Origin of the sequence: Rhizobium sp. CF142 (assembly GCF_000281145.1) — a bacterium.
In the GTDB taxonomy this organism is placed as follows: Bacteria; Pseudomonadota; Alphaproteobacteria; order Rhizobiales; family Rhizobiaceae; genus Rhizobium.
In genome coordinates this window covers 15,908-29,098 of record NZ_AJWE01000057.1, presented here as the reverse complement: position 1 = coordinate 29,098, position 13,191 = coordinate 15,908, and the positions used below count along the sequence as shown (strand labels likewise).

General features: G+C 57.0%; 10 protein-coding genes. 3 read left to right on the top strand and 7 right to left on the bottom strand.

Annotation, left to right across the window (positions count from 1 at the left end):
• Window positions 1-534 (top strand): anti-sigma factor family protein (locus PMI11_RS14555; RefSeq protein ID WP_007818250.1); only part of this gene is annotated, 534 nt, incomplete at its 5' end.
• A gap of 78 nt (window positions 535-612) precedes the next feature.
• Here the strand turns inward: PMI11_RS14555 and PMI11_RS14550 are convergent.
• The 6 genes from PMI11_RS14550 to PMI11_RS14525 all read right to left on the bottom strand — a co-directional run bounded on the left by PMI11_RS14550 (window position 613) and on the right by PMI11_RS14525 (window position 9,816).
• On the bottom strand, window positions 613-2,259 hold the full coding sequence (locus tag PMI11_RS14550; RefSeq protein ID WP_007818248.1) for a GNAT family N-acetyltransferase: 1,647 nt from the start codon (window positions 2,257-2,259) through the stop codon (window positions 613-615).
• Window positions 2,260-2,396: 137 nt separating this feature from the next.
• On the bottom strand, window positions 2,397-2,885 hold the full coding sequence (locus tag PMI11_RS14545) for a hypothetical protein (protein WP_007818246.1): 489 nt from the start codon (window positions 2,883-2,885) through the stop codon (window positions 2,397-2,399).
• A gap of 80 nt (window positions 2,886-2,965) precedes the next feature.
• Window positions 2,966-4,315 (bottom strand): HlyD family type I secretion periplasmic adaptor subunit, encoded by a 1,350-nt coding sequence (locus PMI11_RS14540; RefSeq protein ID WP_007818244.1) that lies wholly within the window; start codon window positions 4,313-4,315, stop codon window positions 2,966-2,968.
• 5 nt (window positions 4,316-4,320) lie between these two features.
• Window positions 4,321-6,591 carry a type I secretion system permease/ATPase gene (locus PMI11_RS14535; protein WP_007818242.1) on the bottom strand — a complete coding sequence of 757 codons (2,271 nt, stop codon included), beginning with the start codon at window positions 6,589-6,591 and terminating at the stop codon, window positions 4,321-4,323.
• A gap of 25 nt (window positions 6,592-6,616) precedes the next feature.
• Window positions 6,617-8,674 (bottom strand): hypothetical protein, encoded by a 2,058-nt coding sequence (locus PMI11_RS14530; RefSeq protein ID WP_007818240.1) that lies wholly within the window; start codon window positions 8,672-8,674, stop codon window positions 6,617-6,619.
• Window positions 8,675-8,811: 137 nt separating this feature from the next.
• Window positions 8,812-9,816 (bottom strand): hypothetical protein, encoded by a 1,005-nt coding sequence (locus PMI11_RS14525; protein ID WP_007818237.1) that lies wholly within the window; start codon window positions 9,814-9,816, stop codon window positions 8,812-8,814.
• Window positions 9,817-10,689: 873 nt separating this feature from the next.
• On the opposite strand from PMI11_RS14525, the gene PMI11_RS14520 reads away from it, so the two are divergent.
• A complete protein-coding gene (locus PMI11_RS14520) occupies window positions 10,690-11,472 on the top strand; it encodes a helix-turn-helix transcriptional regulator (RefSeq protein WP_007818235.1) in 783 nt (260 codons plus the stop codon).
• A 4-nt stretch (window positions 11,473-11,476) separates the two neighbouring features.
• On the opposite strand, the gene PMI11_RS14515 is transcribed toward PMI11_RS14520, so the two are convergent.
• Window positions 11,477-11,797 carry a hypothetical protein gene (locus tag PMI11_RS14515; protein ID WP_007818232.1) on the bottom strand — a complete coding sequence of 107 codons (321 nt, stop codon included), beginning with the start codon at window positions 11,795-11,797 and terminating at the stop codon, window positions 11,477-11,479.
• Between the two features lie 374 nt (window positions 11,798-12,171).
• On the opposite strand from PMI11_RS14515, the gene PMI11_RS14510 reads away from it, so the two are divergent.
• Window positions 12,172-13,191 (top strand): UDP-glucuronic acid decarboxylase family protein, encoded by a 1,020-nt coding sequence (locus PMI11_RS14510; protein ID WP_007818230.1) that lies wholly within the window; start codon window positions 12,172-12,174, stop codon window positions 13,189-13,191.

The following is a 13,191-nucleotide window of genomic DNA, read 5'->3' as shown; positions in this document are numbered from 1 at the left end:
CCTTTCTGGCGTATGGCGGCCGCCGCAGTCGTTCTTCTCGTCGCCGGCGGTTCCGGTGGTTGGATGCTGCATGGCATGTTCCGGCAGCCAGGCGAAGGCATGGTGGCGCTGGCTGATGAAGCGGCCAACAGCTTCGCCACTTACGCGCCCGACAGGGTGAGGCCGGTCGAGCTCCGTGCCGACAATATGACCGAGCTCGTCGACTGGGCGACGGAGCGCATGGGCCGCAAGCCGGTGCTGCCGGATCTTTCCAAGTCGGGCTATCGTCTGATGGGCGGCAGGATGATCTCGACGTCGCATGGCGCCGGATTGATGCTGATGTATGATGATGATCGGGGAACGCGTCTCGTCATGCTGACGCGGCCAATGCTCGCCGATCAGAACAAGCCCATGGTACCGCATGCGCAGGGCAATGTTGAGAGCTGGAGCTGGGCGTCCGGCGGCATGGGGTACAGCCTCGTCGGCACCCTGTCGGCCGATACCTTGCATCCGCTCGCCGATGATATCAGGCATCAGGCTGAAACCGGCGCCTGAGCTCTGTCATGCCGAAAGCATGTCGCGCAAAACTGTGCAGCGGTTTTGCGGTAACGACATGCGTAAAACAAAGAGACTTTAGTGCATGCGGGGACGGCGTTTCTCACCGCCGCGCTTTCCAGGCAATCCCATCATGCCCTCAGGAATCTGTTCATCGGCTGCCAATGCCGCATTATGCTGGCGTAGACGCTCAAGCGCCACGGAAGCAAGCTCGGTATAGGGAATGGCGACCGGATCGTCGGTGTGGATATCCTGGATCTCCGCAAGGACCGTCTCGGCTTGCGTAAGGCGGCGTGTTGCGATGAGGGCGACACCTTCCTTGTAGCGGGCCTGCACCACATGGGGCGCCTGCTCGCCGATGCGATGGAAGGTTACGGCTGCATCCTCATAGAGTTTCAGCGCCAGTTGCGTATCTCCAAGGCGAAGTGCAATCGGCAGCGGCTCGGCGGTGCGCTCCAGCAGCGACTGATAGGCGGCAAGGGCTTCGGTCAGCTTTCCCCGGTCGAAGAGCAGGTTGGCAAGGCCAAATTCGGCACCGACATGGCCCGGCGAGGATTGCAGAACCTGGGTGAAGACGATCTCGGCTTTTCCCTTCTCACCCTTTCGATACATTTCGAGTGCTTGCTCGTAGACATATTTGACGCTACGCGGATGCAGAACGCCGCCGAGATTGCGTCCGTCGCGGGTCCTGAAGAGCGTATAGCTGATCCGCCGCTCGTCAGCGCCGAAGACATATTTGTAAGGTTCGTTTCCGCGCAGGAAATCATAGAACCGGAAGCCGTCTTCGATCGCCCGGTGGATGCAATATCCATGCAGCATCAGACCGGGAGACGGTGTTTTCCAGTTCTCGTCACGACCAGTGATATAGAAAAGGATCGTCTTTTTCGGGTGGTCGATGATATTGGCGAGGGCGCCGAGCGGCTGCTCGCCGAACCAGAAGACCGGGACGTCGAGCGTGCCGCTCTTGAAGCAGTCCATCAGCATTTCGCGGGTAGAATTGATGAGCCGCTCCGTCCGCTCCGGTCCTTTGCGCTCCGTCCATCGCGTGCGCCAGAAATCGAAGAGAATGGTGAGGTCCCGGTCGATGGTCTCGGGCGTTGCCATCGTGATACGGTAGCCTTCGTCGCCATCGAGCTTGCGCAGGAAGCGGCGCAGCTTCTGGCGTGTCTGGCTGCTCATCTTCTGCTCCAGATAGTCGTCCCAACGTGCAGGCAGCGAGACGACCGGGCAGATCGTATTGTCGATATCGTCATGGCTGGTTGGGGCATTGTCACGGAACATGACGAGCGGCCCCTGCAGCGCCAGGATCATCTTCTCCCGCCGTTCCGGCGGCCCACTGAAATGCTCCAGCCTGAGATGCGTCCAGTTCTGCTGTTTGAGATAAGCGGCAAAACCGGCGATGGCTTTTTGCTCGTAACCAGGCATGACGATGAAGCCGGTATAGTCGGCCGAATAATTCCCGCCCATGACGATTTCATCGTAGAAAAGCCCGTTCTGGTCATCGAGTTTGGTGAGCAATCTCAGCGGCAAAAAGGCGACATAGGGAGCACCCGGCTCCCGCTCGCGCAGCGCAAGGACGAACCAGCGGCCGCGGTGCCCAAGAAAGTCTCTGAGCCATGTCCAGGAGAGGAAATGTTGGGCATCTGGATCGTCCCGATAGACCTGATCCCAGTTGCCGCAAACGGCGTCAAAACCGGCGACAGTATCAATGACATCGATGCGCATGCCCCCCTCCCAATACTCCATACCTAATTCGGGAAATTCCAGTCTAATGGGAAACATCGATCTTCAAATAAACCGTCCGGGTGATTCCTTGAGGCGAAAATGGGTTAGCCCAAGGCAGCCGTTTCCAGCAGGCAATGCTAGAGCGCTATAATCCGTGGACTTGCATGGATGAAAGCCCATAGCGCCTTGCTGATACTGACGATCTCGCCAATCGATTTCTCCAGAAGTTCCATTTCCCGGTCATCCATTCGTTCGATCTTTCCGTAGCGGATCTCCTTATCGTCCTCGACGAGGCGCATGAGTTGCGTGCTGGAGATTTCACCCTTCTCGTCGAAGGAATAGATGCAGTGATTGTATTTGTTACGCATCTTCGATTCCTTCTTCAGGCGCGACATGGCTGAAAGAACGGCCTTGCGGTCCGCAGCTGGCGTCGAAGGAAGCTTTGCAAGACGCTCGACGAGATCTATGCGCGCACGCGTCGTATTAAGCGTCAGGAAAACCACGATCGCTGCCTCCTTCTCCACATTGAGAAGGTGTGCAATAATATAGATCAGCAGGCTTTCTGTATTAGTCCACACATAGTTTAGCCGGCCAACACTCAATAACACATCTGACATGGCCGGCATGCTGAACTCCCTAGGTTCAACGCTGATAATACGTGAACTATATCAGATCATTTCGTTGCATGCTTCGGCCATTTCTGCGCTTAACGCTCCTTGAACGCGCGTGACATGCTGTCGGCGATCGGCTTGCTCAGATATTCGAAGAAGGTGCGCTCCGAACTCTGGATCAGCACTTCAGCAGGCATGCCAGGAACCGGATGGAAGTTGTGAACGCGGGCAATTTCCGAGTCCGGGATCTGTACGCGCACGATGTACACGTCCTTCACGGACAGGCCCGCATTTTCCTCAATGGAGTCGGCCGAAACATAGAAGACCTTGCCTTCCAGAACCGGCGTGGTGCGCCTGTTGAGGGCGGTCAGGCGGATTGCAGCCGTCTGCCCCTCGTGAAGCTGATCGATGGAGGTACGCAATACCTGCGCCTCCAGGATCAGCGGCACATGGGCCGGCAGGATCTCCATGATCGGTTTTCCGGTGGTGATGACGCCGCCGGCGGTGTGGTAGTAGGAGCGCACAACGGTACCAGTCACCGGCGAACGGATGACCGTACGCTCCAGAACGCCGGCAGCTTCGTGCAGCTGTTGACGCACGCTGTCGAGGTCGGATTCGGCGGTTTCCAGCGCATCGAGCGCTGCCTGCTTGTTGGAGTTGACGGCGATGACCGCTTCCTGACGGAATTTGGCGATTTCCGCCTCGCTCTCGTTGAGCTCTCCGTTCAGGCGCGAAATATCGCCCATCGCATCGGCAATGGCGCGCTCGATGGCCAGAAGGTCGGTCTTGCGCAGATAGCCGACCTTGACGAGCCGTTCCTTGGAGTCCCGCTCATCGGAGAGCAGCGCCAGTTGCCGTTCGAAGGACTCGCGCTGGCCCTTGTAGCCTTCGAAGCGGTATTCCAGCGACTTGATGTTCTTCTCGATAAGGTTGAGCTGCTCCTCGAGTTTGACCTGCTTGCTGCGAAAGACGATGTTCTGGCTCTGGATGATGGCGTTGATATCGGGGTCGCTCGCCTCTGCCATGACGATGTCAGGAATCTTGAACTCACGCGATCCCTGTGCCTCGGCCCTCAGGCGTCCAACGACTGCCTCCAGACGCAGCCGTCTCAGCGTCAGCATTCGCTCGTTGGTCAAGGCGGCTGTTTGGTCGAGGGTCACCAGGACGTCGCCCTCCTTGACGCTTTCGCCTTCGCTGACGAGCATTTCCTTGATGATGCCGCCTTCAAGGTGCTGGACGACCTTGTTGTTGCCGGTTGCCACGAAGCTGCCCTGGGCGATGATGGCGGAGGCAAGTGGCGCGGTTGCCCCCCAGTATCCGAAACCGCCGAACGAGCAGAAGAGGACCGCCAGGCCGACAAAACTGTGCAAACGGATGGAGCGCGGCACGTCGCCATACCATTCGAGCTGCACCGGGCCGGTGGCTTCCTGCTTCTTCTTTCCCATGGCCTTCATCCTTCGATACGCGGTGACTGTTGGCCAGCTCGGCCATTGCCCTTGGATATTGCCTGCAGGACTTCCATTCGCTCGCCGAACATGGCAACCGTGCCGTCCTTGAGCACCATGATCTTGTCTACGCATTGCAGAAGTGCAGGGCGTTGCGTGATTGTAACTGTCGTGATGCCCTGTTTCCTGGCGTGGATCAGTGCTTTTGCGAGTGCGGCTTCGCCTTGGGTGTCGAGATTGGAATTGGGCTCGTCGAGCACGACGAATTTGGGATCGCCGAAGAAGGCGCGCGCCAGTGCGATGCGCTGCTTCTGGCCACCCGAAAGCGGCGCGCCATCGGCTGCGACCACGGTCTCATAGCCCTGTGGGAAGCCGGCGATCAGTTCATGCACGTCGGCAAGGACGGCGGCCTCATAAATCTGCCGGTCTTCGACGTCATCGCGCATGCGGCAGATATTGGCCTTGATGGTGCCTGGGAAGAGCTGCACGTCCTGCGGCAGATAGCCGATGCTTTCGCCGAACTGCCGCTGGTCCCAGTTGCGCAGATCCATGAGGTCGAGGCGCACATTGCCGGAGGTCGGCAGGATCGAGCCCACCAGCATCTTGCCGAGCGTCGTCTTGCCGGAACCGGAATTGCCGATGATCGCCAGCGATTCACCCTTCTTCAGCGAGAAAGAGATGCCGTTCAGGATCACCTTCTTCTGCGGCGGCGGAACGAAGAGGATCCGCTCCACATCAAGCCTGCCTTCCGGATTAGGAAGGCGCAGCCGCGGAAAGTTGAGCGGCGAGGTCAGCAGCAGGTTCTTGATACGGCCATAGGCTGCGGCCGATCGGTTGAACTGATGCCAGCCTTCGATTGCGCCTTCAATCGGCGCCAGCGCGCGGCCGGAAATGATCGAGGCTGCGATGACCATGCCGCCCGTCAGCTCTCCCGACAGCGACAGATGCGCGCCCCAGCCGAGAAGCCCGACCTGCGTGATCATGCGGCAGGCCTTGGAAATGCCGGTGAAGATGATGTTGCGGTCCTGCGCCTGGACGTGGGATTTCAGCGAGCCGGCGGTTTCCCGGCCCCACATCTTCACCGCTTCGGGAATCATCGCGAGCGCGTTGATGATCTGCGAATTGCGCGACATGGAATCGAGATGGAAATTCGCGCGGCTGAGATAGCTGTTGGATTCGGCAAACTGTTTGGCCGTGAACTTCTGGTTCAGGAAGGCGATCAGAAACAGCACCGCGCAGCAGACCATGATGATGATGCCGAGATGCGGATGCACCAGGTAGACAACGATCACAAAGAGCGGCATCAGCGGCGCGTCGAGGAAAGCAATCAGCGTTCCTGAAGTCAAAAAGCTTCGGAGAGACTGAAGGTCCTGCAGGATCTGATAATCCTTGCCGCTTCCATGCAGCGAGGCGCGAGCGGCGGCACTGAGGATCGGTGCGCCCAGCTGGACTTCCAGTTCCACGGCAGTTCGCATCAGGATGAAGCGCCGGACGGAATCCAGGAAGGCCTGCAAGAGGACGGCGCCCACCACCACGATGGAAAGCATCACCAACGTGTCGATGGAGCGGCTGGTCAGGACACGGTCGGAAATCTGGAAGAGGTAGAGCGGGATCGCCAGCAGGAGCACGTTGATCGCGATCGTGAAGACCATCACGATGGCGAGATTGCGCCTGATAACCGCGATGCCTCGTGCAAGGCTCAATGCGAAATTCACCGGCTCGCTGCGCTTGTGGAAGCCGCTGTTTCCGCCGCCGCCACCGCCACCGCCGCCGCCGAAATCCGGTTCCTTGCCGCCGCCGCCTCCGCCGTCTGCACGCAGGCGGCGCTCATTTTCCTTCACCGGACCGGTGTCGCCATCGATCGTCTTGGCAAAGGGAGTATCTGGCTTGGCCTTGAGCTCCTCGGTTTCACCGGGCATCCGCCGGGCCTCGATGACGGGCGCCGCCAGCAGCTCTTCAACTGGCTGCGACTTTGTTTCCGGCTCCACCATATTGACGACGGGTATGTCATGGCCGGAAAGCTGCCTTGTAGGTTGTTCGGTTGGCATCACGGTTTGCACGTCATCCACCTTCTCTTCAGCGACAGCCTTGACTTCATGGGGATAGGAAGACGCTTTGCGCGTCAGCTGGCGAAGATGGTCCACCGCATCATCGATCGCCGAAACGCAGGCCTCTGTCAGAAAATCCTGAGGATTTGCCGCCGCAGAGGATGGCTTTTCGCCACGCAGATCGAGCGCGCTGCCATTTGCAAAAATCTGTTTTGAGATCTGATTCATCGCGGTCTCTCCCAAGATACGCAGGTCACGCGACCACGGCTTGCATTACATCTGAGGGGTGAGCGGAGGACCATGAAAGATCATGCCCGCCGTTGATGATGCCATCGCCGCTGTCCGCGCCCTGGGGGCTATCGTCATCGAGAAAGGCGATGACTTCATTGGCAAGCCTTTCGCCTGCCGTCTCGGGCTGGGTGGTATCGTGCTCTATGATACCGCCCTGGATGAGAATGGCGTCGGAATAGAGCTGACCGGCAACATAGGTGGTGTTGCCGAAGCTGTCGTAATCGACGATTTCAGCGATATTGGCGACGGTATTGCTGCCAGTATCGATCGTGATCACGGCGTCCTGGTTGTTCTTCAGAAGCTCGGCTGCGGCCTGGGTCACGTCGTCGGAATCTCCGAGCACCGCGACCTGCTTGATGATCGTCATGTCGTAGAGATTGCCTGTGATGTAGAGGACATTCAGGCCGATGTAGCCCTGGAAATTGGAATCGGTGGACAAGCCCTCGGGCATTGTCGGATCGCGTTCCTGGATCCCCTTTTCTGCCTCGTGCATATAGTCGGGCATGGTCTCGAACCGGTCGTCGGTGCCGACATTGTGGATCGCCGCAAGATTCCAGATGAGATTGTTGCCGGACTGGATGGTGGCACCATCGTCTACACCGTCCTCGGCGCGGGCCCAGTCATTGTCGTAGAGAAGCGAAATCTGCGTTATACTATTGATATCGTATACATTTCCGGCGACGATCACCAGATCGTACTGCAGGCCCATCTGGAAGAAGGACGAGAAGTTCAGCGCGGTATTGCCTCCCGTCAGAACCGTAGCTTCCGACCCGTTCGTTGTGACGGTCATGGTGTCGTTGTCGGTCACGAAATGATACTGTTCGATCCAGCTCACGAAGGAAACGTCGCCCTCGATGACGCTGACGCGCCAGGCCATCGGAAAGATGGGGTCGCCATGTGCATCGACCGTTGTCTGCGGCTGTGTCGACTGGAACGTGTCGCGCTCGAAACTTGCAATATTGTAGGCGGTCACACCGGCGCTCTCGGCGGAGTCGGCTGAATGGAAGACCGAAGCGATATTGTCATTGTCGCTGTAGACATAGACCTGGGTGATCGCATCGACCTGATGGTAGTCGCCCATGACGGCCGTCACGGAAGAGATCACTGCCGTGTTGACGACCGAGGCAATGTTGGCGACGAGGTTTGCGCCCGCGGTGACCTCCAGGCTGTTTCCAGCCGCGTCATGATGTTCGACGGATGTCTGGGTTTCGTCGGGTTCTTCAGGCAGTTTGGCAAGCCCCCGATCCGGCAGCAGGTCATCGAGAACAGGAATTTCAGAAACGTGCTTGCCGTTCATATAGGCTCCGGTGATCTCGTCACCCGCCAGCACGAAATCATGTGCCTGATCGTTTGGATTGTCCGCCGGCGGCTCGCTCGCTCCGATCGATGTCTGGCCGGAATCCCTTACTCCCTGGATGTAGGTTTCCATATCCCCGGTGATCTGCTTGACCCCCTCCAGGGTGTCCGTCCGATGCAGGTCGGAAAAGGGAGAGAAAATCTCGGCGTTGGCACTGAATTCCGCCAGTTTCTCGACGACGAAACTCGTATCGCGTGGGGCATGATTGCCACCAGTCATATCGAGATAATCATCGTCGTAGAGAATGTTGACCTGTGTGGTGAAGCGGATCGCCGAGCCGGGGCCGTCGAAAACCTGCAGCTCTTCTTCGGTTTCGATATCGATGTCCTGTGGGCTGCCGAACCGGGGCAGCGACGACACATCGCGGTGGGCAATCTCGGAGAGCTTTTCGATGCTCTCCTCAAAGGGGCGGCCGAAGCGGCGAGCGCCCCCATAAACGATCTCATAGCTGACGCTTCTGTAGTTGACATCAGGATCATAGTCCTGGAGCGCGAGATCGGAGGCGAAGGTGGGCGTATTGGCGACCAGATCGTCAAGCGCCGGATTATCTTCGGCAGGGCCTGTGCCCTCCGTCAGCCCCGCACGCAGCCTCATCTCATCGGTCGTCGTTTCGAATATGCCGATGAAATGGGCGATGATTTCTGAGAATTTCTCGATTTGCATTGCCTTGGCCTCCCTTATCGAAGAGACGACCGGCCATGCGACATCCTTCTACGGGAGCCGCGCTGTTCGTCAATTCGCACGCAAGCATTCAAACTGCACCGGCCGAAGCCGGTGCAGCCCTTTCTTGGTCTTGGAGGTCAGTGCCCACTTGTATCTTCGCCGACATCGGAAACATGCGAGTCGCCGCCGATGACACTGGAGTCCACAGCGTTGCTGAGCATGTTCGCGCCCTGAACGAGCTCCATATGGAAGCCCGAATTGGCAAGAATTGCCGAAGCATCTGCCGTGGAAGTGCCTGTGACGTCGTCACCTGCCTTGAGATCCCAGCCCTTGCTGTCCATATCCATGCCGTCAGCACCGTGCGCTGTGCCGGCATTCGCACTCAGGTGGTTCTGAGCGCCGCCGTTCTCCATCGTGATGTTCCAGGCCTGATCCTGGTCTGCGAGATGGTTTGCCTGGACAGTACTGAAGACCGAGTCGGCGCCTTCGCCGGAGAGCGAGCCGTTGAGGATATTGTCGATATTGAGGGTGAAGGAGAAGTCATCCCCGATGTCGAAGGTGAGGTCGTGGCCGGCTACGCCGAGGTTCCCGAAGTCCTTGACATCATCAATGACGGCGAAGTCCGTGTCCGTCTTGTTGAAGCTGTCGCTCGTATTGTGGCTATTGGTGGTCGTCTTGGTGTCGGTATCCGTGACCGTTTTGATGTCGGTATCGATATCGGTCTTGGTGGTCGTGTCGGTATCGGTGATCGTCTTGATGTCAACGTCGTCGTCGCTGTACGACTTGGCGTCATAGCTCCAGTCGTAGTCCGACTTCGTGGTGGTGGTTGTGTCGTTGTCGTTGATGGTGGTCGTCTTGGTGTTCGTGTCGTCGTCCGACTTGTAGCTCCAGTCGTAGTCGTTGTCGCGGTTGTCGCCGTTGTCGGTCTTCACATCGAGATCGACATTGGCCTTGACGTCAACGTCCGTGCTGTTGTCGGTGTTGTTGCGATTGTCGCCATTGGCGATGCCGCCGACGTAACCTGTAGAATCATCATCGATTTCGGTTGAATTGATAGCGCTGGAAAGGCCATCGGCCAGGGCGCCCACCTTGACGGTGTCGTCGTCTGAGCCCTGCGGACCGGGCTTCGGATCATAAGGCATTACGTTTCCTCCAGAAAAAAACTGGAGCAGCTTTCGAAGTCCCTCTCATCTCAAATGGGATCTTTGCTCGCGCTTGCTCCAATGTGTTAACATCGGCAGATGGACTCGATACCTTTTCACCTGCAGCTTCATCGCGATTTGTTGGCCAAATTCTGTATTGGGATTGTGCCTATTCAGTACAAAGGACGCACAAATCCGGTCCCGGACTCGATATGAGCGCGAGCAAGGCAGTCGAACTTCTTTTTGAGTTCCCTCGAAAGAAGACCAAGTATCAAAAACACATGCTGACACTTGATTTTCACGTCGCCACTTTGGCAACTCTTACAGATTGATGGAAAAAACTGGGCCCCGATAGATATCAATTCGGGCTAAGGCATCTGAAGTCCGGTTCAATACTCCAGTTAAGCCAATACCGGGTCGCGGGCTCGGAGGAGGCTGCGTGCGAATTCGGGACGGCGTCCCATACCTCGGAATCCGGAGGGTTCGACTGATTGCGGTATCGCGAAGTTAAGCTCGAAAGGTTCTCCGTCTTATTTTGAAATATCGTCTGCCCATTACCACTTTGCTTTTGTATGTTTCGAACTAATACATGCTGCTTTATACCGTGATCTAGTTGAAATACCGCCCGCTAGTATGTTTCTTGTCGGAAATGCAACCATGAAGTGGCAAAAAATAAATATAACTTCGTGACAACTAACCCATTTGGGCCATTTCTTTCCTTTGAAATCCATATTACCATAATTAAGAAATGCCTAAAAGATAAGGCGGTCACATGCCTAGGGGCAATGTTCGTCGGCATGTAATACCCGCCATCGCGCCAATGGGAGTAGAAGCTCCGAGTTTGAGTATAGTGTAGCGCTAGGGGAGGCGTATATGTTCATGGTTGGGTCGGAAGTAGGAGATTCGGATCAGGCAAGAAGACTGAGCCCGAATGGAGAAACAGTCCTGGTAATCGCCAAGGCGGACTTGTTCTCCGAGTGCATGGTTGAGGCACTGGCAAAGAAATTCCCGAATTTTGATGTCGTAAGCGTATCGAGTGCGCAGTCCATATCCGAGAAGGATATTCACGACATGCGGCTTGTCCTGTTCTATCATGTCGCCGGCGCCGAGTTGCACGATGCGCTGCAGGTCGTTCGTGAAAACCGTCCGGACGCATCCATCGGCCTTGTCGTCGAAGCTATCGATATGATGGAGCCCTATATCAGCCGTCTTGTCGAGGCGCGTGTCGTCGATGGCGTCCTGCCGCTCAATCTGCGTCTGGATGTCTTCATGGCGGCAATCGATCTGCTGATGAAGGGCGGCGAACATTTTCCATCCGCGCTTCTAGGCCGTCTGTCCAACCGGGCAACGGCACAGCTCGAGCCCTCGCTGTACCAGACGAAGTCAGTCGACGCAGCGCGCGCCAATGCGCTGAAGCTTCGCCGCAACAGCATGGCGGCTCTGACCACGCGCGAGGTACAGATTCTCGATCTCATCTGTAAGGGCACGCAGAACAAGATCATCGCCGACAAGCTTCATCTGTCCGAAAACACGGTGAAGGTTCACGTCCGCAATATCTATAAGAAGATGAATGTGAGAAATCGCACCGAAGCGGCCTCACGTTTCTTCAACGATACGTCGGACAGTGGCGATCTCTCCGGCAGGTGGCCGCACTAGGCCATCAATCCATCCGGGACGAGCGGGCAAAGCAGCGTGATTTCTGGCCGAACCCGCTCGGCGAACAGATGTAAGGCGCGGAACCGGGATAGACCGCGGCGCTCACTTTAGCCGAAGCGGTCTTCGGTTCGGCAGCATAGGCGAAGTCCTTCGCGGCATGTGGTACGCTTGCCACAACGACATTCTTCTCCGTGCTTCCCACGATCGCGGTATCGACGACCGCACATGAGATCGGTCCGATGGCCGAGAGAACGATGGTCGCAGCCAAAGCTAGAGAGCTGAAGCTGCATGGCGCTCTGCCATGCACGCGATCATGAGTCGTCATTGAAAAACCCTCTCTATCATCAGGGCAATAGCGACGCGCCCTCGCACACCAGTGGCTGGCCACTCCTTATACTGGCTTCGTTGACTGAAGCTGGAGCGGCCGGACGGAAAGCATGGCACCTTAGTCATTGAGAGGGATTAATCAAGCAAATTCCGAAGTTTAATACTATAGCTATTTAGAATTGCTCCCGCGTTTTGAAGTTGACCTTCACTGATATCCTCTTATCATTTTGAGCATAGGTACAATTATCCGAAGAATAACCGAGCTGGTTATTTCATAGATACTACTTCACGTTGAAGTTATCGAGGCGGATGAAGAGGGAGCCTAAAGTATAGAAGGGTCTAAGAAGACCACGACATGGGAAGGAATTTGTAATGCGTAGTATTCCCACCGAAGGATATTCAGGATCTGCATTCGCATCGCCACGACAGCAGTCAAAAACCGTGCTGGTCAACGGAGGCGCCGGTTTCCTGGGTTCCCATCTTTGCGAGCGACTTCTCGAGCGCGGCCATCAGGTCATCTGTCTCGACAATTTCTACACCGGCCGCCACGTCAATATCGAGCATCTGCTGCAGAATGCCCGTTTTCGGCTTTTAGAACATGACGTGCGCCAACCCTATGACATCGAGGCTTCCGTCATCTTCAACTTTGCTTCGCCAGCCTCGCCGCCGGACTATCAGCGTGATCCAGTCGGCACTTTGCTGACCAATGTGCTTGGAGCCGTCAATACGCTCGATGCAGCTCGCCGCAGCGGCGCAACGGTCGTCCAATCCTCGACTTCGGAAGTCTATGGGGATCCGCACGAGAATCCGCAGCGCGAAACCTATTTCGGCAATGTCAACCCGATCGGCCCGCGCGGCTGCTACGACGAGGGCAAGCGGTCCGCCGAGACCCTGTTCTTCGATTATCATCGCAAGTATGGCGTCGATATCAAGGTTGGCCGGATCTTCAATACCTATGGCCCGCGTATGCGCCTTGATGACGGACGCGTCGTATCCAATTTCATCGTCCAGGCGCTCTCCAACGCGGACATAACGATCTACGGTGATGGCCGGCAGACCCGCTCCTTCTGCTATGTCGACGATCTCGTCGCTGGTTTCCTGCGTTTCGCCGATGCCGGCGAACACTGCGTCGGTCCGATCAATCTCGGCAATCCGGCGGAGATCACCGTGCGGGATCTGGCAGAAATTGTCCTTGATCTGACCAATTCGCGCTCGCGCATCATCTACCTGCCGGCCGTGGCAGATGATCCGCAGCAGCGCCGTCCGGATATTTCCAGAGCCAGAGAAGAGCTGAACTGGTGGCCGACGACGGAGCTGAAGACCGGGCTGAAGCGTACGATAGCCTATTTCGATGCGCTGCTTGCCCGCAAGGAAGTGGTGGAGGCCGTATGA

Bases quoted from the DNA above. Each gene is read 5' to 3' on its own strand.
- PMI11_RS14550 (WP_007818248.1), bottom strand. From the start codon at position 2,259: ATGCGCATCGATGTCATTGATACTGTCGCCGGTTTTGACGCCGTTTGC.
- PMI11_RS14545 (WP_007818246.1), bottom strand. From the start codon at position 2,885: ATGCCGGCCATGTCAGATGTGTTATTGAGTGTTGGCCGGCTAAACTAT.
- PMI11_RS14540 (WP_007818244.1), bottom strand. From the start codon at position 4,315: ATGGGAAAGAAGAAGCAGGAAGCCACCGGCCCGGTGCAGCTCGAATGG.
- PMI11_RS14535 (WP_007818242.1), bottom strand. From the start codon at position 6,591: ATGAATCAGATCTCAAAACAGATTTTTGCAAATGGCAGCGCGCTCGAT.
- PMI11_RS14530 (WP_007818240.1), bottom strand. From the start codon at position 8,674: ATGCAAATCGAGAAATTCTCAGAAATCATCGCCCATTTCATCGGCATA.
- PMI11_RS14525 (WP_007818237.1), bottom strand. From the start codon at position 9,816: ATGCCTTATGATCCGAAGCCCGGTCCGCAGGGCTCAGACGACGACACC.
- PMI11_RS14520 (WP_007818235.1), top strand. From the start codon at position 10,690: ATGTTCATGGTTGGGTCGGAAGTAGGAGATTCGGATCAGGCAAGAAGA.
- PMI11_RS14515 (WP_007818232.1), bottom strand. From the start codon at position 11,797: ATGACGACTCATGATCGCGTGCATGGCAGAGCGCCATGCAGCTTCAGC.
- PMI11_RS14510 (WP_007818230.1), top strand. From the start codon at position 12,172: ATGCGTAGTATTCCCACCGAAGGATATTCAGGATCTGCATTCGCATCG.